We start from the raw sequence: 20,061 nt of genomic DNA, 5'->3' as shown, positions 1-20,061 counted from the left end.
AATGCCCCGTATCGAAAGATACGGGGCATTTTTGTTTTCAAGGGCTGGACTTAGTACTGGTTAGGCTCCATTTCCAGGTCAACCTTGAAGCGCCGGGCGATATCCTGCTGGATACGCAGGGCCAGATTCGCAATGTCGTGCCCTGTGGCACCGCCGTAGTTCACCAGCACCAGCGCCTGCAGCTTATGTACACCGGCATCACCGTCGCGGAAGCCCTTCCAGCCGGCCTTGTCGATCAGCCAGCCAGCGGCGAGCTTCATCTGCCCGTCAGCCTGTGGGTAGGCCACCAGGTCCGGGTACAGCGCCTGTAGCTCAGCCGCCAGCAGCTGGGATACCAATGGGTTCTTGAAGAAACTCCCGGCATTGCCGAGCACCGCAGGGTCAGGCAGTTTTTCGCTGCGGATGCTGCAGATGGCACGACTGACATCGCTGGGCGTCGCCTCGGTGATCCCCTGCCCCGCCAGGCGCTGTTGCACCGGGCCGTAATCAAGCTTGAGATGGCTGACGCGACTCAGGGCGAAGCGCACCCGCAGGATCAGCCAGCGTCCGGTCTCATGCTTGAACAGGCTGTCACGGTAGGCGAAGTTGCACTCCTCCAGGCTGAAATCCCGCAGTTCGCCGGTGTGGCGGTCCAGGGCAGTCAGGCCGGCGAATACATCCTTGATCTCCACGCCGTAGGCGCCGATGTTTTGCATCGGCGCAGCACCGACGGTGCCTGGGATCAGACTGAGGTTTTCCAGGCCACAAAAACCTTGGGCTAACGTCCACAACACAAAGGGGTGCCAGGTTTCGCCTGCTTCGGCTTCGACGACCACGCTCGCGCCATCATCCTGCAACACCCGGATACCCTGGGTGGCCATGCGCAAGACCAACGCCGGAATGTCCTGGGTCAGCAGCAAGTTGCTGCCACCGCCGATTACCAGCAGCGGCAGGTCCTGATTGGCTGCGTAGGCCAGAGCTTCGCGAACATCACTGTCGCTGTGCGCCTCGGCGAACAACTGCGCACGCACGTCGATGCCAAAGCTGTTGAATGGCTTGAGCGATACCTGCGCCAGCACCTGCAAGGTCATAACCGCCCCTTCAATTCGATCACCAATAAATCACAGGCGCGCTCGATCAGGTCCAGAACCTTTTCGAAGCCTTGTTCGCCTTCATAGTACGGGTCTGGTACTTCGTCCACTTCCGCGTCGTAGCGACGCAGGAACAGATCCAGCTCCGCCTTGCCCTGCCCCGGCTGCATGGCCTTGAGGTTACGCAGATTGCTGTGGTCCATGGCCAGGATCAGGTCATAGCGTGCAAAGTCGGCGCGGGAGACCTGTTGGGCACGTTGCGCCGACAAATCGTAGCCGCGTACCAGCGCGGCACGTTGGCTGCGCTGGTCCGGTGGATTGCCGACATGCCACTCACCCGTACCGGCGGACGCGACGTCCACCTGCCCTGCCAGCCCGGCTTCGCGCAATTTATGGCGTAGCACGCCTTCAGCGGTGGGTGAGCGGCAGATATTGCCCAGGCAAACGAACAGAACTTCCATCAGGCACCCAGCAGGCGACGGACGCGCTCAAGGTCTTCCGGGGTGTCGACACCGGCTGGTGGCGCTTCCAGCGCATCGCCAACATGGATACGCACGCCGTGCCACAAGGCACGCAGTTGTTCCAGGGATTCGGTATTTTCCAGCCAGCACGGGCCCCAACTGACGAAGTCATGCAGGAAGCCCGCACGATAGGCGTAAATGCCGATATGGCGACGGTACGGCACGCCCTCTGGCAGTACGTCACGACTCTTGGCAAAGGCGTCGCGCGCCCATGGCAGGGTCGAACGGCTGAAGGTCAGCGCCAGGCCATTGATGTCGCTGACCACTTTCACCACGTTCGGGTTGAACAGGGTGTCGATGTCTTCGATGGGCTCGGCCAGGGTGGCCATGCGGGCTTCGCTGTGGGCTGCCAGGTTGGCTGCCACCTGGTCGATCACGCTGGGCGGGATCAACGGTTCGTCACCTTGCACGTTGACCACAATGGCATCTGGCGCCAGGCCCAACTGCGTGGCCACTTCGGCCAGGCGGTCGGTACCGGAGTTGTGGTCTTCGCGCGTCAGCACCGCTTCGGCGCCAAAGCCTTTGCAGGCCTCGATGATACGCGGGTCATCAGTGGCGATCACAACGCGTTCGGCGCTGCTTTTGCAGGCCTGCTCCCACACCAACTGGACCATCGGCTTGTTGCCGATCAGTTGCAGCGGCTTGCCCGGCAGGCGTGTCGAAGCGTAGCGGGATGGAATGACAACGGTAAAGGCAGTGGTCATTTATCCAGACGCTCATCGTTGGTCAGGGTGCGGGCTTCGCTCTCCAGCATCACCGGGATGCCATCACGGATCGGGTACGCCAGGCCTGCGCCTTTGCTGATCAGCTCGGTTTTATCGGCGCTGAGCTTGAGCGGGCCTTTGCAGATCGGGCAAGCGAGGATGTCGAGCAGTTTGGTGTCCATGAGTGTTTCCTGGAAAGAAGCGTATTAAGGCAAGAGTCGGGCGGGCAACAGACGCATCAGTTGCGTGTCGAACCAGGCGACGAACGCTGGCGACGGCACCGCATCCACCGCAAGGTACCACCAGTCGGGCTGGGCGAAGGCGCGGCACTTCACCGCGTCCTTCTCGGTCATGACCAGCGGCAATGACGGCGAAAAATTCAAGACCTCGGCGCTGTAGGGCGCGTGGTCGGCAAACGCATGAGGTACCGGCTGCCAGTGTAGCGTTTGCAGGGTATTGAAGAAACGCTGCGGATTGCCAATACCGGCGACCGCATGGACCTGCTGGCCCTTGGGGAAATGATCGACCGGCCGGCGCTCAGCGGTTTTCAAATTGACCAGCGCCGTCGGCAGCAGGCGAAACGCAAAGCCGTCGTTGCGATCTGATTCAGCGCCGTTATAAAGCAGCGCATCGACGCTTTGCAGGCGTTCCACCGGCTCGCGCAATGGCCCGGCTGGCAGGCAACGACGGTTGCCCAGGCCACGGGCGGCGTCGATCAACACCAACTCGAGGTCGCGAGCCAGGCGATAATGCTGCAGGCCGTCGTCGGAGAGGATCAGGTCGAGGGTTTCACTGGCCAGTAGAGCCTTGACCGCGCGACTGCGGTCGGGATCGATCATCATTGGTACGCCGCAGCGCTGCACGATCAGCAATGGCTCGTCACCGGCCACCTCGGCGCTTTGGCTGGCCTCGACCCGCCACGGCAATTGCGGTGGTTTGGCGCCATAGCCACGGCTGACCACGCCCACGCGCAATCCACTGCGCCGACAATGCTCGATCAGCCACAGGATCAAGGGCGTCTTGCCGGTGCCACCCACGGTGATGTTGCCAACCACCACCACTGGCACCGGCGATTGATAAATCTCGCCTGCGCCTGCAACAAACCGCGCACGCTTGCGCTGCACTACGTGGCGATAGAGCGACTCCAGCGGCCGCAGCAGCGCCAGCGCAGGATGGCCTTCATACCAGGCCTTGAGCAAACGATCAGACATGGCCATCAGGGTTGGCTCGCCGCCTCGATGGTGGTCATGCGCAGATGGCTGAAACCGAGCTTGCCGGCAGCGTCCATTGCGGTAATGACAGCCTGGTGCTGGGTCTTGCCATCGGCACTGATGGACAGCGGCATCTTGGTATCACCGCCGGATTCTTTTTCCAGGGCGGCCATCAGGCTGGTCAGGTCGTTTTTCTCGAGCAACTGGTTATTGACCGAAAACACCCCGTCGGCGCTGATGGCGATATCCAGTTGCTTGACTTCCTGGTCTTCCGCAGGCGATCCGCTGACGGCTTCCGGCAGGTCGACGCGTAGCTCGGTCTGGCGAGTAAAGGTGGTGGTCACGACAAAAAACAGCAGCAGGATAAACACCACGTCAATCAGCGACGCGAGGTTGATATCGACATTTTCCCGTTGCTTGCGGCGAAATTTCACGCTCTGCCCTCAACCAGGTCCACATCACGGTCGCCCTGTACCACCTCCACCAGTTTGATGGCTTCCTGCTCCATGCCCACCACCAGTTCATCGATGCGGCGTTGCAGGAAACGATGGAAGAACACCGAAGGAATACCCACCATCAAACCCGCAGCGGTAGTGATCAATGCCTTGGAAATCCCCCCCGCCAGCACAGCAGCGTTGGTGGTCATGCCCGAGCCCATGAACGAGCTGAAAATATCGATCATGCCCAGCACCGTGCCAAGCAAACCCAACAGTGGCGCCATGGCGGCGATAGTGCCGAGGGCGTTGATATAGCGCTCCAGCTCATGAATGACCCGGGCGGCAGCCTCCTCGATGCACTCCTTCATGATCTCGCGACCGTGCTTGGAGTTGGCGAGGCCTGCGGCAAGGATTTCACCCAGCGGTGAGTTGGCGCGCAGCTCCTTGAGTTTCTCTTTGTCCAATTGCTTGTTCTTGATCCAACCCCAGACCTGACCCAACAGATGCTCGGGGGTGACGCGGCTGGCGCGCAGGGTCCACAGGCGTTCGGCAACGATGCCGAGTGCGGCGATAGAGCTCATGATGATCGGCAACATCATCCAGCCGCCGGATTTGACCAATTCCCACACAGTGAATGTCCCCTCGAAAAAGTGCGCCACTTTACCATATAGGTTCGGCAGCGGGGCTCGTCGACCCAAGCCCCGCACTGGCCGTTTGTAACTCAGGATTAAGGTAACCGTTCACGCCAGAACCGGCGTTGACTGCGCGCAACAACCGGTGGCGTAAAGGCTCCCAGTTGCACACGCACAGCCCCTTGCTCAGCGCTGTCGTACACCTGGCTGCCCAACGCGTGGTAGCGCGCCATAACCTGAGGATGAGGATGGCCGAACGCGTTGCCGCGCCCACGGGAAACCAGCACGGACTTGGGCGCCAGCCTCTGCAAAAAAGCTCGTGAGGATGAACTGCGACTGCCGTGGTGCGGTGCTTGCAACCAATCGGTGGGCGCTGCGAGTGGTGACGCCAGGAAGGCTTGTTCCGCAGCGCGGTCTATATCACCCGTCAGCAGCAGGCGCTCGCCATTGGCCTCGATCTGCAAGACACAGGATTTTGCATTGCCGTTAGTGGCGTCCGGCCACTGCCAGAGTTCGAATGACACGCCATCCCACATCCAGCGTTCACCACTCAGGCAAGGCTGGGCGCCGAGAAACGCGGGCAACCCCTCGGTTTCTCCGCCTACTACGCGTTTGATGGGTATCCCCCTGGCAATCGCTCCCGCGCCACCGGCATGATCGGCGTCAGCGTGGCTCAGCAGCATCATGTCCAACACCCCTACGCCGAGCTTTTGCAACGACGGCAACACCACCCGTGCGCCCAGATCGAACGTTCCTGAGCGCGGGCCAGCATCGTAGAGCAAGGTGTGATGGCGAGTGCGCAGAATCAGGGATTGCCCCTGCCCAACATCCAGCTGCACCACCTCTAGCTGTCCATGGGCCACTGGCTCTCGCGGGGGAAATACCGCCAGCATCAACATCGGCCAGCCCAACACGCGAAAAGGCACGCCTTTGGGCAGCAGAACCACCACGGCACCTATCAGGCTTATCAGCCAATAGCCCAGCGGCACCTCGGTCGGAACCCAGGCGGGCAACTGCCCGGCAAGCCACGCCAAGCCCATGAATAACCCGTCCAGCGCACCGCCCGCCAACCACAGCAATCCCTCACCTATAAAAGGTAGCGGCAACAAGGCAGTCCCCAGCAGCGCCAACGGCAATACCACCAGGCTGATCCACGGTACGGCGACCAGATTGGCCAGCGGCGCGCTGAGGCTGATCGGCAGCCCCAACACCAACAAGACCGGGAACAAACCGATGGCGATCAGCCCTTGCGGGCGGGTCCATGCTTGCCACACGCTCCACGGCCCCAGCCGTCCGCCGAACGCCAATACCAGCACCGCGACCGCCGCAAACGACAGCCAGAAACCCGGCTGCAGGCTGGCCAATGGCTCAAGGATCAGCACCCCGTTGAGTGCCAGTAACAAGGGCCACCAGAGCCCCAGATGACGAAAACGCAAGCGCCACAGCAGCACCAGCCCAACCATCACGCAGGCGCGCTGTACCGGTACGCCAAACCCTGCCAGCAGGCCGTACCCCAGGGCGGCAGCGAATGCCAAGCCGCACGCCCAAGGCAGCCACGGCCAACGACTAGGCCAGCAACCGTAGCGCGCCAGTCCTGCGATCAGTGCGTAGATCAGGCCTGCCAGCATCCCGATGTGCTGGCCGGAAATCACCATCAGGTGAACGGTGCCAGTGTCCTGCAATACCTGCCAATCCTCATGGCTCAAGCCGGAACCGTCGCCAAGCACCAGCGCGGCCAGGCCCGCCTCGCGGCCCTGGGCATCCACAGCCAGCAGGCGCTGGCGAACCGTGTCGCGCCAGGCATTCCGCGCAGGTGCCAGGCGTTCACCGTCCTTTACCGAGCCCGTCGCCCCGATGCGCTGGGCCAATAACCAGGCCTCCTGGTCGAACCCATGAAAATTCAGCAGCCCGGATGGGCGCTTGAGGGTCACAGCCAAACGCCAACGCTCGCCGCTGCGCACCGTTGGCCCGCCCCGCCACGACACCCGAATGCGCTTGGGTAACAGGGCATTGCGCGCCCGGCTGTCGGCTAATTCGAAGCGTACGCCCTCGCCCGTCTGTTGCGGCAACCCGATTACCCGCCCTTCGATCCAGCGAGTCTGGCCGTCCAACGCTGGCCGCAGGCGATCATCCAGCGCCCATTGCGCACTGATGCACGCCCAACTCAGGCCCAGCAGGAAAAATGCCAAGGGATAGGTGCGAAACGGCAAGAGCATCAACACGAGCACCAGCATGGCCAGCAGCCACCCGACAGACGGCAACACGGGCAGCCAACGCAGGGCCAACAGGCCCAGTGCCAATGCAAACATCCCTGTCTTCATGAATCATCCCTTTCAAGTGATCCATGCAGTCTTAGCTGGGTGCCTGGCGCAGCCTATGATGTTTTGTCACAAAGTCTGAATTTTCTGTTTATAGAATGCGGGCATACTTGCCCCTCGATTTGACCTGGACCCCTTATGCCCCGGCGCTTATTCAAACGGTACATGCCCGATCCCAGCAGTATCCGGGAACACAAGTCATTACAGTTTCTCGGCACATTGCTGCATGACCCGAACCTCTGGCACCTGAACCGGCACTCAGTGGCGCGAGCCATGGCGGTGGGGCTATTCGCGGCATTTATCCCGATTCCATTGCAGATGTTGCTGGCGGCGATCCTCGCGATCGTGGTGCGCGGCAACATGCCGATCGCCGTCAGCCTGGTGTGGCTGACCAACCCGATCACCATGCCGGTAGTATTTATCTGCACTTACATGACCGGGGCCTGGCTGATGAACGTGCCGCCCCGCAGCCTGCCCGACAACCTGACCTGGGAGTGGATCAGCGGCCAACTGAGCACCTTGTGGCAGCCGTTCCTGCTGGGCTCAGTGGCACTCGGACTGGTGCTGGGTGCGCTGGCCTATTGCCTGACGATGGGCTATTGGCGCTGGTGGGTCGCGCATCAATGGAAGAAGCGCAAACAGCGTCGCGGTTGAAGCCTAGCGAGCCGGCAGTCGCAGATGAACCCGCAGGCCGCGCCCGGTATTTTCCGCCCAGAGATTGCCGTCCTGACGTTGCACCGCATTGCGGGCGATGCTCAAGCCCAGGCCAAACCCGCCATCGCCAGGGCGGGAACCCTCCAAACGGGTGAAAGGCGCAAAAATGCGCTCCAGGTCCTGTTCGGCAATTCCCCCGCCCTGATCTTCCAGCCACAGGTGCCAGTGGTCACCTTCGCGCCGACCGTCCAGGCTCACCACGCCATTGGGTGGTGAATGGCGTATGGCGTTACGCAGAATATTTTCCAGGGCCTGGGCCAGCGTATTCAGGTCGCCCCGCACCCAACAATCGGCTTCCAGCAGGCACGGTAAGCGCGATGCCGGCCAATCGCTTTCAAAACACGCGTTCTCACGCAGCATGTCCCAGAGGGCCTGCAGTTGAATGTCCTCCTTGGGCAGCGGCGCACGCTCGGTGTCCAACCAGGCCAGTTGCAGGCTGCCTTCCACCAGGCGCTGCATGGCGTCGATCTCGCGGCCGAGGCGTTCACGCAGTTGGGCTAGGTCTTGCTCACTGTCACAGGCCACCCGCAAGCGGCTCAACGGTGTGCGCAATTCATGGGACATGTCCCGCAGCAATTGCTGCTGCAACACCACGGTGCCCTGCAAACGTTCGGACATATGGTCAAAAGCCCGCCCCAGCTCGCCCAACTCATCCTGGCGGCTGGTGGCGTCATGGGACAGTCGCGTATGCAATTGATCAGCGCGCCAGGCATTGGCCTGCTCGCGCAGCTGATTGAGCGGCATGATCAGTAGCCGATACAGGCCGACGCACAGCAACAGGGTGAACAATCCGGGGATCACGCCGTTAGTTACCACTCGCCAGAACAACTGGTAGCGCCCCGGCAGGAAACGCTGGGGCAGCTCGATAACCAGCGAGCCCACATTGGGGTCCACTGGAAACGGAATCTTCAGCCACGGCAAGCCCTTCGCGTGCCGACTCACTGGCCAATCCAGGCCGCGCAGGAAGGTCAGGCGCTGGCTTTCCCTATCGGTCAGCGGAATGTTGCTCAACGATTGCAGATCATTGCCAATCACACCGATCCACGTGCTCTCCCGCGCACGCATTGCCTGCAACCACGCATCAACGCCTTCGGCACCGCCTCGGTTCCAGGCCTGCTCGGCGCTGACGGCGTAGCCACTCAAGGTAGCCCTCGCCTCCTTGTCCAGATACGCGTTTTGCTCTTCCATGTACCGGCCCCAGGACCAGCTCAGCCAGATCATCAGCAAGCAGAACGCGATCAACAGGCACGCCAGCTTCCAGAATAACGAGTGCTTACCCGGTAACCGCTTCAAGGGACGCTTAAATGCCGTCATCGAGACCGCTCAGGACATAGCCCTTGCCCCATACGGTGCGCACTTCGCGTTCGCTATAACCGATGGCCTTGAGCTTGCGGCGGATTTGGCTGATATGCATGTCGAGGCTGCGGTCATGGGGGGCATAACCACGTTGCAACACATGCTGATAAAGGAAGGCCTTGCTGAGGACTTCATCACTGTTGCGATGCAGGGTTTCGAGCAGGCGGTATTCGCTGCGGGTCAGGTTGGCCCAGTGTTCCTGGTGGAAGACGTCGCACAGTTCATCATCGAAGCGCAGGGTGCGCGTGTCATCGCGCACAGGCGCCAGGGTCGGCAGCGGGCGCCGGTCCAGGGCCACACGACGCAAGATGGCCTCGATGCGTACCCGCAGCTCAATCATGCTGAACGGCTTGGGCAGGTAGTCATCGGCGCCCAGGCGGAAGCCACTGACGCGATCCGCCTCGGCGCCCAGGGCCGACATGAGGATAACGGGGATCGAATGGCTCTGGCGCAGGTGAGTGAGGATCGACAGGCCATCCATTCCCGGCAGCAGGATGTCCATTAACACCACGTCGAACGCCTGGTCTCGCGCCATCTGCAGCCCTTGCTGGCCGTTCTGGCACCACGTCACGTCGAAGCCACAGCGACCAAGGTGCTCATGGACATAAGCGCCGAGCACAGGGTCATCTTCGATCGTCAGGATACTGGGTTGGCCAACTGCTGCGGGATTCATTAGCGTCTGCAAGTCATTCTCAGTGGCCGATTATTCAAGATTACCCCGCTACAGGCAATCGCCATCGGGCTCCCAATGACGTGAAGATTGTTGTATGTCATTAATTTGCAAGATTCCACATCGCGCAAATGGCTACACTGCGCAGGTGGCGCGGGCCGGATGCCCGGGCGAATCATCGATAACAATGTGGTAGCAGGAGAGTGGCGTGCTTAGAAGAATGGGGATAAAAGGCCGCGTACTGTTGCTGACCTTATTACCGACCAGCCTGATGGCGTTGTTGTTGGGGGGCTATTTCACCTGGATGCAACTCTCGGAATTGCAGGCTCAACTCCTCCAACGCGGCGAAATGATCTCCGAGCAACTGGCTCCCCTGGTGGCCCCCGCCCTGAGCGCGCGCAATACCGATCTACTGGAGCGCATCGCCACCCAATCCCTGGAACAACAGGACGTACGGGCGGTGTCATTCCTCGGTCCAGACCGAGGCGCCCTCGCCCACGCGGGCCCCACCATGCTCAACCAGCCGCCCGTTGGCAACAGTTCCCACTTGCTGCAACGCACCGGCAACGACGCCACGCGCTACCTGTTGCCGGTGTTCGGTCGCCATCGCAACCTTGCCGGTGAACTGATCCCGGATGAAGCCGACCGCCTGCTTGGCTGGGTCGAGGTGGAGCTGTCCCACAACGGCATGCTGTTGCGCGGCTACCGCAGCCTGTTCGCCAGCCTGCTGCTGATTGCCATAGGCCTGGTTTGCACCGCGGCCCTGGCACTGCGCATCAGCCGCACCATCAATTCGCCGATTGGCCAGATCAAGCAAGCCGTGGCCCAACTCAAGGACGGCAACCTGGAAACCCGCCTGCCACCCTTGGGCAGCCAGGAACTGGACCAACTCGCCTCGGGCATCAACCGCATGGCCGAGACCCTGCAGAACGCCCAGGAAGAATTGCAGCACAGCATCGACCAGGCCACTGAAGATGTGCGCCAGAACCTGGAAACCATCGAGATCCAGAACATCGAGCTGGACCTGGCCCGCAAAGAGGCCCTGGAAGCCAGCCGCATCAAGTCGGAGTTCCTGGCTAACATGAGCCACGAAATCCGCACCCCGCTCAACGGCATCCTGGGATTTACCCACCTGCTGCAAAAAAGCGAACTCACACCGCGCCAGCTCGACTACTTGGGTACCATCGAGAAATCCGCCGACAACCTGCTGGGCATCATCAATGAAATCCTCGATTTCTCGAAGATCGAGGCCGGCAAGCTGGTGCTCGACAGTATTCCCTTCAACCTGCGCGACTTGCTGCAAGACACCCTGACCATCCTGGCCCCCGCCGCCCATGCCAAGCAGCTGGAACTGGTGAGCCTGGTCTATCGCGACACGCCTCTGGCGCTGGTGGGCGACCCGCTGCGCCTCAAGCAGATTCTCACCAACCTGATCAGCAATGCGATCAAGTTCACCCGCGAAGGCACCATCGTGGCGCGGGCGATGATCGAGGACGAACAAGAAGACAGCGTGCAACTGCGCATCAGCGTGCAGGACACCGGCATCGGCCTGTCCAGCCAAGATGTGCGCGCGTTGTTCCAGGCGTTCAGCCAAGCCGACAACTCGCTGTCGCGCCAACCTGGCGGCACGGGCCTGGGCTTGGTGATCTCCAAACGTTTGATCGAGCAGATGGGCGGTGAGATCGGTGTCGACAGCACACCGGGCGAAGGCTCGGAGTTCTGGATCAGCCTGAACTTGCCCAAGACCCGCGATGACGTCGAGGACCTGCCCTCAGCGCCGCTACTGGGTCATCGCGTGGCGGTACTGGAAAACCACGAACTGGCGCGCCAGGCCCTGCAGCATCAGTTGGAAGACTGTGGCCTGGAAGTCACACCGTTCAACAGCCTGGAAAGCCTGACCAATGGCATCACCAGCGCCCACCAGACCGACCAGGCCATCGACCTGGCGGTGCTCGGCGTCACCGCCAATGACATTCCGCCCGAGCGCCTCAATCAACACCTGTGGGACCTCGAACACCTGGGCTGCAAGGTGCTGGTGCTGTGCCCCACCACCGAACAGATGCTGTTCAACCAGTCTGTGCCCAACCCCAACAGCCAGTTGCAGGCCAAGCCGGCGTGTACCCGCAAATTGCGCCGAGCCTTGTCCGACCTGATCAGCCCGCGCCCGTCACGCGGCGATCCCGGCGAGCCGCTGTCCAGCCGTGCGCCACGTGTGCTGTGCGTGGATGACAACCCGGCAAACCTGCTGCTGGTACAGACGCTCCTGGAGGACATGGGCGCCAGGGTACGTGCGGTGGAAAGCGGTTACGCGGCAGTCGACGCGGTCAAGCAAGACGCCTTCGACCTGGTGCTGATGGATGTGCAGATGCCCGGCATGGACGGTCGCCAGAGCACCGAGGCGATTCGCCTATGGGAAAGCGAGCGCGATGGCACCCCGCTGCCAGTGGTTGCCCTGACCGCGCACGCCATGGCCAACGAAAAACGCGCCTTGCTGCAAAGTGGCATGGACGATTACCTGACCAAGCCCATCAGCGAACGGCAACTGGCCCAAGTGGTGCTGAAGTGGACCGGCCTGGCCCTGCGCAATCAAGGCCCGGAACGAGCAGCCGACGGCGTGGGCCCTGGCGTGCAATTGCCGGTACTGGACCACGAGGAAGGCCTGCGCCTGGCCGCCGGCAAGACCGACTTGGCCGCCGACATGCTGGCCATGCTGTTGGCCTCGCTGGAAGCCGATCGCCTGGCCATCGCCATCGCCCGTGACGCGAACGACAACAACGCCTTGATCGAACGCGTGCACCGCCTGCACGGCGCCACGCGCTACTGTGGCGTGCCGCAGCTTCGCGCCGCCTGCCAACGAGCCGAAACCCTGCTCAAGCAGGACGACGCCAAGGCCCTGAGTGCGCTGGACGAACTGGACATTGCCATCACCCGGTTGGCCAGTGAAGCGCGGGTCAGCGCCTGAGCCCCATCACCAATCGAAGACGACCCCTTGTAGTGAGCGGGCTCGCCCCGCGCTGGGGGGCGAAGCCGCCCCAATCGAGTCGCCGCGGTATTTCAGTAAAACCGAGGTGCCTGGGTTTAGGGCGGCTTCGCCCCCCAGCGCGGGGCAAGCCCGCTCACTACAACAGCGCAATCCAACCTTCCGGATTCCGTGTTTCTAAATTGTTAATTGCAGGGAGCTTTTCAATGCGCGTAATTCTATTCAGCAGCCAAACCTACGACCGCGACAGCTTCCTCGGCGAGCCACTGCCACCTGGCGTAGAGCTGCAATTCCAGCCGGCCCGGCTCAACCTCGACACCGTTGCCCTGGCCGAAAACCACGAGGTAGTCTGCCCCTTTATCAATGACGACCTCAGCGCCCCGGTGCTGGAACACCTGGCCAACGGCGGCACACGGCTGATCGCCCTGCGCTCGGCGGGCTACAACCATGTCGACCTGGCCGCCGCCAAGCGCCTGGGCCTGACCATCGTGCGCGTCCCGGCCTACTCGCCCCACGCGGTGGCCGAACACGCGGTGGCGCTGATCCTGGCGCTCAACCGCCGCCTGCATCGCGCTTACAACCGAACCCGCGACGGTGATTTCAGCCTGCACGGCCTCACCGGTTTCGATCTGGTGGGCAAGACTGTCGGCGTAGTCGGCACCGGGCAGATCGGCGCCACATTTGCCAAGATCATGGCCGGCTTCGGCTGCCAGTTGCTGGCCTACGACCCCTTCCCCAACCCGCAGGTACTGGCCCTCGGCGCACGCTACGTAAGCCTGCCGGAACTGCTGGCCCAGGCGCAGATCATCAGCCTGCACTGCCCGCTCACCGCCGACAGCAAGCACCTGGTCAACGCCCGTTCCCTGGCCCATATGCAACCTGGCGCAATGCTGATCAACACCGGGCGCGGCGGCCTGGTCGATACCCCCGCACTGATCGAAGCGCTCAAGGACGGCCAGCTCGGCTACCTGGGGTTGGATGTGTATGAGGAAGAAGCCCAACTGTTCTTCGAAGACCGCTCCGACCTGCCCTTGCAGGACGATGTGCTCGCGCGCCTGCTGACATTCCCCAACGTGATCATCACCGCCCACCAGGCGTTCCTGACCCGCGAGGCCCTGGGAGCAATCGCCGGCACCACGCTGGCGAACATTGCCGCATGGGCTGATGGCCGGGCGCAGAACCTGGTCGAAGGATGATCAGCGGTCACATACCAGGCTCATGATAGGCGGGCACCCGTGATAGGATGCCGCGCCTATTTGGAGGACCCATGGCCGAACACGACTTCCGCTTCAGCTTGCTGAGCCCGCAACACACCCTGATCGAATGCCGCGCCTTGGTGCCGGGCCGTTACCAGGTCACCGGCAACGGTGGTTCGATCAAACATGGCGACGTCTTGATCGTCACCCTGCGTGGCAGTAAAACCCTGTCGATGCGCCTCACCGTCGAAGGTGACGCGCGCTACTCCATCCGCCCAATGGGCCAGTGGGTCGCCATGGCCCAAGGGCCGAAATTCGGCGAGTTGGAAATTCACACCTGGAAAGTCAATTGCGACAGCTGCGACAGCGTACTGGAGTTTGAATTCGCGGTGGAAACCAAACTGACCAAGGAACCGCTGCAACCGGCGGCCAACGCACGTATCAAAGAGTTGGGCTGGGCCAGCGAAGGCGACAAACACCGTTGCCCGAAATGCCAGAAGGCCGCCCAATGAAAGGCCTGCTTCTGCTCGCCGCCCTAGGTGCCGGCCTCACCGGTTGCGCCAGCGATGCGGTCAAGCTCAAGCAGGATCACAGCTACGTGGTGGAATGGATTGGTGAACGGCCGCTGATGGATTACGCGCACCTCACCGTTACCCTCGGTGCTGATGGCCGCGCCTACGGCAATGGCGGCTGCAACCATTGGTTCGCACCGTACACCGTCGACGGCGACAAGCTCAGCTTCGGCAAAATCGGCAGCACCCGCAAGCTTTGCGCCGAGGCGTTGATGGAGCAGGAACATCGCTTCTTCCAGGCGCTGCAAGGCGTAGAGCGCTGGGATATTTCGCCGATCGAGCAGACGCGTTTCTGGCCGGCAGAAGGCAAACCGATTCGCTTGTGGCTTGAAGAAGGCTAATCCACCCTCAGAGTGGTCTGGCTTTTCTGTGGGAGCTGGCTTGCCTGCGATGACATCTGTGCGGTGTACCTGATACACCGCACCGCTCGCATCGCAGGCAAGCCAGCTCCCACATGTTTATCCGCGCAAGGCCTTGATTTTGGCCAAAACGCCTTCCGCCGTCTGCTCGCCCATCAACTGCTCGCGCACCTTGCCCTTGTCATCAATGATGTAAGTCACCGGCAGCGCTTCGCTGCGGGGAATATCAAAAATCTCTTCCGGGTTCTGCGCCAGCACGGTGAACTTGATACCCAGTTTCTCACTGGCCGCCTTCAGCTCTTCACCCTGCACATTGTCGAAGTTGACGCCAAACACACCCACGTTCTGCCCTTTCAACTGTTCCGCCAACGCGTTGAGCTCAGGGATTTCCGTGCGGCACGGGCCACACCACTCGGCCCAGTAATTGACCACCACCCACTGTTTATCCAGACGTTCGGCCGCTACTTTCTTGCCGTATTGGTCAACACCGTAGTCGTTGCCGCAGCCGCTGAGCAGCAGGGTTGTGATGATCGCCAATGCACCGATCAGTCGCCTAGTCATGGGGTAATCCTTCGTAAAAATGAACGTTGGCTGCGACCTATCGCCTCTTACGGTTTAAGGACGGGTCGCAGCGCGGGTAGAATACCCGCCACCTTACGCAAGATGCGACCCGCACATGACCGATCTGACGCTTTATCACAACCCGCGCTGCTCGAAATCCCGCGGTGCGCTGGAACTGCTCGAAGCCCGCGGCCTCACTCCAACCGTGGTGCGCTACCTGGAAACCCCGCTGGATGCCACGCAATTAAAGGCCTTGCTCGCCAAGCTGGGCATCAGCGCCCGCCAATTGCTGCGCACCGGTGAAGACGAATACAAGACGCTCAACCTGGCCGACACCAGCCTCAGCGAAGCGCAATTGATCGCCGCCCTCGCCGAGCATCCCAAGTTGATGGAACGTCCGATCCTTGAAACCGCCGATAAAGCGATCATTGGTCGTCCGCCGGAAAACGTGCTGGAGATCCTGCCGTGACTACGCCATATGTATTGGTGCTGTATTACAGCCGCAATGGCTCGGTAAGCGAAATGGCCCGGCAGATTGCCCGGGGCATCGAGCAAGGCGGGATGGAAGCACGCCTGCGCACTGTGCCGGCGATTTCCACCGAGTGCGAAGCCGTGGCGCCGAGCATCCCGGACGAGGGTGCGCTGTACGCCAGCCTGGACGACTTGAAACACTGCTCGGGACTGGCCCTGGGCAGCCCGACCCGCTTCGGTAACATGGCCGCACCGCTCAAGTACTTTCTTGATGGCACCAGCAACCTGTGGCTGACCGGCGCCCTCGTCGGTAAACCCGCGGGCGTGTTCACTTCCACCGCCAGCCTGCACGGTGGCCAGGAAACCACGCTGATGTCGATGCTGCTGCCGCTGCTGCACCACGGCATGCTGATCACCGGCCTGCCCTACAGCGAACAAGCCCTGCTCGACACCAAGGGCGGCGGCACGCCTTACGGCGCCAGTCACCACTCCGGGCCTGACGGTAAGCGCATGCTCGACCAACACGAAATCGCCCTGTGTCGCGCCCTCGGCTTGCGCTTGGCGAACACCGCTACCCTGCTGGAGGGTGGCCGTGGCCAGGAAGCCTAAGGTCCTGCCACCCCAGGCGTGGCTGGAGCCACGGGTCAAGGTGGCGCGCGCGTTAAGCCTGCTGGCGTTTCTGGGCCTTGTGGGTTTGTTGTGCGTGTATTACCTGTTCGTGGCCGACCTGCACGGCGCGCGTCCGTGGGTGATCCTGCTGATCGAACTGGTGCCGCTGCTGGTGCTGGCGCCGGGCATGCTGATGGGCAGTGCACGTGGGCACTCGTGGATGTGCTTCGTGGTGAACCTGTACTTCATCAAGGGCGCGCTGGCGGCGTATGACCCGAACCGGCAGTGGTTCGGGGTGCTGGAGATGCTGGCGAGCCTGGCGGTGTTTTGTACGGCGCTGCTGTATGTGCGGTGGCGGCATCAGCTCAATCGGCGGTTGGCGGAACCTGTGGCGGCCTAACGACCGCCATCGCAGGCAAGCCAGCTCCCACATTTTGAACCGTGTCGCCTTTCAAATGTGGGAGCTGGCTTGCCTGCGATAGGATCACCCCGGTCTCAATGATTCACGGTGTAAGCCAGCATCATCGACAACTGGCACATCGGCCGTCCACTCTCGGCGTGCCACTGGTTGAATGCGCCCTGCACCGTCGCCAAATCCCGCAAGCTGGTAGGCGCCTTGTCGACGATCTTCTGCGCGTTCAACGCCGCCACCACGTCATAGCTCGGCACAAACGTGTCCTTGCCCACCATGCGCAAAAAGCGCGGCGCCGACAGCCCTCCCAGTTGGTGGCCGTGTTTGCTCAGGTACTTCCACAACCCGACGATGTCGGTCACTGGCCAGTCGGCAATGAAGGCACCGAAGCTGCCCTTCTCCTGGGCGATGTCCAGGATCATCTGCGCATTGCGCGGCACGCTCTTGAGTTTGCCCAAATGGCGGATGATGCGCGTGTCCTGCATCAATCGCTCCAGGTGCTCGGCGCCCATCAGCACGACTTTCTCCGGGTCGAAGCCGAAAAATACCTGCTCGAACGCCGGCCACTTGGCGTCGACCACGCTGTGTTTGAGCCCCGCGCGAAACACCCGCAGAGCCAGGGTCGACAAATAGCGATCATCACTGATCTTGCGCAATTGCGCCGGGGTGTTCGGCACAGGCAGGTGGGCTTCCAACTCGGCCGCCGAACCGAAGCGGTTCAGACAATATTCGTGCAGCCACTTGTAATCGCGCATGCCCTCTCCTGGGGATTCAAATGAAAACGGCGCCCATGAGCGCCGTCTTTCAGAGCGTTGAAGAACCTTAGAGGTTCACTACATTGACGAAGCGCGACGCGGCGCTCTCATCGATCTTGAGGCTGGTGAAGTCAAACAGGTTGCGGTCGGCCAATTGCGACGGGATCACGTTCTGCAGGCTGCGGAAGATGCTTTCGGTACGGCCAGGCGTCTTGCGCTCCCAATCCACCAGCATTTCCTTGACCACCTGGCGCTGCAGGTTCTCTTGAGAGCCGCACAGGTTGCACGGGATGATCGGGAATTGCTTTAGGTCGGAGTAGGCCTGGATGTCCTTCTCGTTGCAATACGCCAACGGGCGGATCACCACGTTGCGCCCATCATCGGCGCGCAGCTTGGGCGGCATGGCCTTGAGGGAGCCGTTGAAGAACATATTCAAGAAGAAGGTCTCGACGATGTCGTCGCGATGATGCCCCAGGGCCATCTTGGTCGCGCCAATTTCATCCGCAAAGGTGTAGAGCGTGCCACGGCGCAGGCGCGAGCACAGCGAGCAGGTGGTCTTGCCCTCCGGAATCAGCTCCTTGACCACCGAATAGGTGTCTTTCTCGACGATGTGATACTCGACGCCCAATTCTTTGAGGTAGGCCGGCAACACGTGCTCGGGAAAACCGGGTTGTTTCTGGTCCATGTTCACGGCAACGATCTCGAACTTGATCGGTGCGACCTTTTGCAGGTGCAACAGCACGTCGAGCATGGTGTAGCTGTCTTTGCCGCCGGAGAGGCAGACCATGACCTTGTCGCCGTCCTCGATCATGTTGAAGTCGGCGACCGCCTCACCGGCCAGGCGGCGCAGGCGTTTTTGCAGTTTGTTCTGGTTGACCGTAAGAGTGCCCATGGCGCTTGGATCCGCTGGAGGTGTGTGACGAAAAGCGGGGCATTTTACCGGTAAGGTTGGCCAAGTTCCATTGTGGGAGCTGGCTCGCCTGCGATTGCGGCCTATCAGAACCGAATAGATAAACAGACCCACCGCTATCGCAGGCAAGCCAGCTCCCACCTCTACCCAGTCGTACCTGACAGTCCTCACCGCGATTAGCCCCACTATTTACAGCGCAATTTGCTCTAAAGACCCTACAGTTATTCCGGCCATCCCTTCCTATACTGCGACTTGAGGTCGCACATATATCCAGACCTTTCAGGCCAATTGGCCCGTGGGCGCTCCGATGGGGGGCGATGGTAATAACGACAGGAGTGACTGGCATGATCCATCACGTCGTGGGGCTGTTTACCCATCCCGACCAGGAATGGCGGGAAATCCGTGGCGATAAAGAAGAAAGCATCGGCCACATGTACCTCACTCACACCCTGATTCTCGCGGCGATCCCCGCCGTATCAGCCTTTATCGGTACCACCCAGGTCGGCTGGGTCATCGGCAGTCGCGCGCCCGTGATGCTGACCCAGGAAAGCGCACTGTGGATGACCATCATGTCGTACGCAGCCATGCTCGGCGGCGTAGCGGTGATGGGCGCGTTCATTCACTGGATGGCCCGCACTTACGACGCCAACCCCAGCATGTCGCGTTGCGTGGCGTTCGCCACCTACACCGCCACACCGCTGTTTATCGGCGGGCTGGCGGCGCTGTATCCGCATATGTGGCTGGGCATGGTCGTCGGCACAGCGGCGATTTGCTACACGGTGTACCTGTTGTATGTGGGGCTGCCGACCTTCATGAACATTGATCCGGACGAAGGTTTCCTGTTTTCCAGTTCAGTACTCGCCGTGGGCCTGGTTGTACTGGTGGCAATCATGGCGTTCACGGTGATTGTCTGGGGCCTGGGCGTAGGGCCGATCTACACCAACTAAACGGTTTTAATCAGTGAGCAAGGCCACCGCAAGGTGGCTTTGTGCGTTGTGCATGACCATTCGGCGCCTGACAGATTCGGAAACACCTGGTTTTGCGGCATACTGGGGGTCTCTGGAGATATGGTCAGCATGCCCGAGCAACTCAATACCCGCGTCGAAGATTGTTTCCTGCAAGCCGAATCCTTTTTCAAACGAAGCTTCAAACGCCCCCAGGTCAGCCTCAAGCTGCGGGGCCAGAAGGCCGGTGTCGCGCATTTGCACGAGAACCTGCTGCGTTTCAACCCACAGTTGTACCGTGAAAACAGCCAGCACTTCCTGAAACAGACCGTGGCCCATGAAGTGGCGCACTTGATCGCCCACCAATTGTTTGGCGAGCGCATCCAGCCCCATGGCGAGGAATGGCAATTGATCATGCGCGGGGTTTACGAACTGCCGCCGGACCGTTGTCATACCTATGAAGTGAAGCGCCGCCAGGTGACCCGCTATATCTACCGATGCCCGTGTGCGGACAGTGACTTTCCGTTTTCGTCGCAGCGCCATGGGCTGGTGGGTCAGGGGCGGCGGTATTTGTGTCGGCGGTGTCGACAGACGTTGGTGTTCACTGGGGAAACTCGGGTGGAGTGAGGGCCCCTTCGCGAGCAAGCCCGCTCCCACAT

Annotated in this window: 23 protein-coding genes; 10 read left to right on the top strand and 13 right to left on the bottom strand. The window is 61.4% G+C overall.

The window, feature by feature from the left end; genetic code table 11:
- Positions 1 to 50: 50 nt before the first annotated feature.
- From murB to CFE47_RS00210, 8 genes are all read right to left on the bottom strand, one after another.
- Positions 51 to 1,070 (bottom strand): UDP-N-acetylmuramate dehydrogenase, encoded by a 1,020-nt coding sequence (gene murB / locus CFE47_RS00245; RefSeq protein ID WP_286834963.1) that lies wholly within the window; start codon positions 1,068 to 1,070, stop codon positions 51 to 53.
- Positions 1,067 to 1,531, bottom strand: coding sequence for a low molecular weight protein-tyrosine-phosphatase (locus tag CFE47_RS00240; protein WP_286834962.1), 465 nt, complete (start codon positions 1,529 to 1,531; stop codon positions 1,067 to 1,069). The genes murB and CFE47_RS00240 overlap by 4 nt, the downstream gene beginning before the upstream one ends.
- Positions 1,531 to 2,295, bottom strand: coding sequence for a 3-deoxy-manno-octulosonate cytidylyltransferase (kdsB, locus tag CFE47_RS00235; RefSeq protein ID WP_159957693.1), 765 nt, complete (start codon positions 2,293 to 2,295; stop codon positions 1,531 to 1,533). Before kdsB ends, CFE47_RS00240 begins: the two co-directional genes overlap by 1 nt.
- A complete protein-coding gene (locus CFE47_RS00230; RefSeq protein WP_105522807.1) occupies positions 2,292 to 2,477 on the bottom strand; it encodes a Trm112 family protein in 186 nt (61 codons plus the stop codon). Before CFE47_RS00230 ends, kdsB begins: the two co-directional genes overlap by 4 nt.
- Positions 2,478 to 2,501: 24 nt before the next feature.
- A complete protein-coding gene (gene lpxK, locus CFE47_RS00225; RefSeq protein ID WP_286834958.1) occupies positions 2,502 to 3,512 on the bottom strand; it encodes a tetraacyldisaccharide 4'-kinase in 1,011 nt (336 codons plus the stop codon).
- The gene (gene pocB, locus CFE47_RS00220) at positions 3,512 to 3,940 is read right to left on the bottom strand and encodes a flagellar polar localization protein PocB (protein ID WP_185706717.1); all 429 of its coding nucleotides are present in this window, start codon (positions 3,938 to 3,940) and stop codon (positions 3,512 to 3,514) included. Before pocB ends, lpxK begins: the two co-directional genes overlap by 1 nt.
- Entirely contained in the window at positions 3,937 to 4,572 is a 636-nt protein-coding gene (gene pocA, locus CFE47_RS00215; RefSeq protein ID WP_185706715.1) for a flagellar polar localization protein PocA, read from the bottom strand. The genes pocB and pocA overlap by 4 nt, the downstream gene beginning before the upstream one ends.
- Positions 4,573 to 4,670: 98 nt before the next feature.
- Positions 4,671 to 6,896 carry a DNA internalization-related competence protein ComEC/Rec2 gene (locus CFE47_RS00210; RefSeq protein WP_286834956.1) on the bottom strand — a complete coding sequence of 742 codons (2,226 nt, stop codon included), beginning with the start codon at positions 6,894 to 6,896 and terminating at the stop codon, positions 4,671 to 4,673.
- A gap of 135 nt (positions 6,897 to 7,031) precedes the next feature.
- On the opposite strand from CFE47_RS00210, the gene CFE47_RS00205 reads away from it, so the two are divergent.
- Positions 7,032 to 7,547 (top strand): DUF2062 domain-containing protein, encoded by a 516-nt coding sequence (locus tag CFE47_RS00205; protein WP_286834954.1) that lies wholly within the window; start codon positions 7,032 to 7,034, stop codon positions 7,545 to 7,547.
- 3 nt (positions 7,548 to 7,550) lie between these two features.
- Here CFE47_RS00205 and CFE47_RS00200 read toward each other — a convergent pair whose 3' ends face one another.
- Both CFE47_RS00200 and CFE47_RS00195 read right to left on the bottom strand, forming a co-directional pair.
- Positions 7,551 to 8,921: a HAMP domain-containing sensor histidine kinase gene (locus CFE47_RS00200; protein ID WP_286834952.1), complete on the bottom strand. Its 1,371-nt coding sequence runs from the start codon at positions 8,919 to 8,921 to the stop codon at positions 7,551 to 7,553.
- Positions 8,908 to 9,636, bottom strand: coding sequence for a response regulator transcription factor (locus tag CFE47_RS00195; RefSeq protein ID WP_185706707.1), 729 nt, complete (start codon positions 9,634 to 9,636; stop codon positions 8,908 to 8,910). Before CFE47_RS00195 ends, CFE47_RS00200 begins: the two co-directional genes overlap by 14 nt.
- 205 nt (positions 9,637 to 9,841) lie before the next feature.
- Here CFE47_RS00195 and CFE47_RS00190 point away from each other — a divergent pair, with 205 nt between their 5' ends.
- From CFE47_RS00190 to CFE47_RS00175, 4 genes are all read left to right on the top strand, one after another.
- On the top strand, positions 9,842 to 12,595 hold the full coding sequence (locus CFE47_RS00190) for a response regulator (RefSeq protein ID WP_286834950.1): 2,754 nt from the start codon (positions 9,842 to 9,844) through the stop codon (positions 12,593 to 12,595).
- Positions 12,596 to 12,819: 224 nt separating this feature from the next.
- Positions 12,820 to 13,809, top strand: coding sequence for a 2-hydroxyacid dehydrogenase (locus CFE47_RS00185; protein ID WP_286834948.1), 990 nt, complete (start codon positions 12,820 to 12,822; stop codon positions 13,807 to 13,809).
- Positions 13,810 to 13,880: 71 nt separating this feature from the next.
- A complete protein-coding gene (locus tag CFE47_RS00180) occupies positions 13,881 to 14,321 on the top strand; it encodes a hypothetical protein (RefSeq protein ID WP_286834946.1) in 441 nt (146 codons plus the stop codon).
- On the top strand, positions 14,318 to 14,722 hold the full coding sequence (locus CFE47_RS00175) for an META domain-containing protein (protein WP_286834944.1): 405 nt from the start codon (positions 14,318 to 14,320) through the stop codon (positions 14,720 to 14,722). The genes CFE47_RS00180 and CFE47_RS00175 overlap by 4 nt, the downstream gene beginning before the upstream one ends.
- A 117-nt stretch (positions 14,723 to 14,839) precedes the next feature.
- On the opposite strand, the gene CFE47_RS00170 is transcribed toward CFE47_RS00175, so the two are convergent.
- Positions 14,840 to 15,301 carry a TlpA family protein disulfide reductase gene (locus tag CFE47_RS00170; RefSeq protein ID WP_286834942.1) on the bottom strand — a complete coding sequence of 154 codons (462 nt, stop codon included), beginning with the start codon at positions 15,299 to 15,301 and terminating at the stop codon, positions 14,840 to 14,842.
- A gap of 115 nt (positions 15,302 to 15,416) precedes the next feature.
- Between CFE47_RS00170 and arsC the strand changes: the two genes are divergently transcribed.
- From arsC to CFE47_RS00155, 3 genes are read left to right on the top strand one after another with little or no spacing between them, the layout of a single operon-like run.
- Positions 15,417 to 15,770: an arsenate reductase (glutaredoxin) gene (gene arsC / locus CFE47_RS00165; protein ID WP_286834940.1), complete on the top strand. Its 354-nt coding sequence runs from the start codon at positions 15,417 to 15,419 to the stop codon at positions 15,768 to 15,770.
- Positions 15,767 to 16,381, top strand: coding sequence for an NAD(P)H:quinone oxidoreductase (gene wrbA, locus CFE47_RS00160; protein WP_185706695.1), 615 nt, complete (start codon positions 15,767 to 15,769; stop codon positions 16,379 to 16,381). Before arsC ends, wrbA begins: the two co-directional genes overlap by 4 nt.
- Positions 16,365 to 16,781, top strand: coding sequence for a DUF2069 domain-containing protein (locus CFE47_RS00155; protein WP_286834938.1), 417 nt, complete (start codon positions 16,365 to 16,367; stop codon positions 16,779 to 16,781). The genes wrbA and CFE47_RS00155 overlap by 17 nt, the downstream gene beginning before the upstream one ends.
- A gap of 95 nt (positions 16,782 to 16,876) precedes the next feature.
- On the opposite strand, the gene CFE47_RS00150 is transcribed toward CFE47_RS00155, so the two are convergent.
- Together CFE47_RS00150 and ttcA are read right to left on the bottom strand one after the other, a co-directional pair.
- Complete coding sequence (locus tag CFE47_RS00150; protein ID WP_185706691.1) at positions 16,877 to 17,548, bottom strand: DNA-3-methyladenine glycosylase I; 672 nt, start codon at positions 17,546 to 17,548, stop codon at positions 16,877 to 16,879.
- Positions 17,549 to 17,615: 67 nt separating this feature from the next.
- Entirely contained in the window at positions 17,616 to 18,440 is an 825-nt protein-coding gene (ttcA, locus tag CFE47_RS00145; RefSeq protein ID WP_185706689.1) for a tRNA 2-thiocytidine(32) synthetase TtcA, read from the bottom strand.
- Between the two features lie 362 nt (positions 18,441 to 18,802).
- Between ttcA and CFE47_RS00140 the strand changes: the two genes are divergently transcribed.
- A complete protein-coding gene (locus tag CFE47_RS00140) occupies positions 18,803 to 19,405 on the top strand; it encodes a Yip1 family protein (protein ID WP_185706687.1) in 603 nt (200 codons plus the stop codon).
- Positions 19,406 to 19,534: 129 nt separating this feature from the next.
- Positions 19,535 to 20,029 carry a SprT family zinc-dependent metalloprotease gene (locus CFE47_RS00135; protein WP_185706685.1) on the top strand — a complete coding sequence of 165 codons (495 nt, stop codon included), beginning with the start codon at positions 19,535 to 19,537 and terminating at the stop codon, positions 20,027 to 20,029.
- Positions 20,030 to 20,061: the final 32 nt, after the last annotated feature.

Origin of the sequence: Pseudomonas sp. PGPPP1, assembly GCF_002255865.1 — a bacterium.
GTDB classification, from domain to species: Bacteria; Pseudomonadota; Gammaproteobacteria; order Pseudomonadales; family Pseudomonadaceae; genus Aquipseudomonas; species Aquipseudomonas cremoris.
Note: the sequence above shows the minus strand (reverse complement) of the source record. Positions and strands in the feature narration are given on the sequence as shown.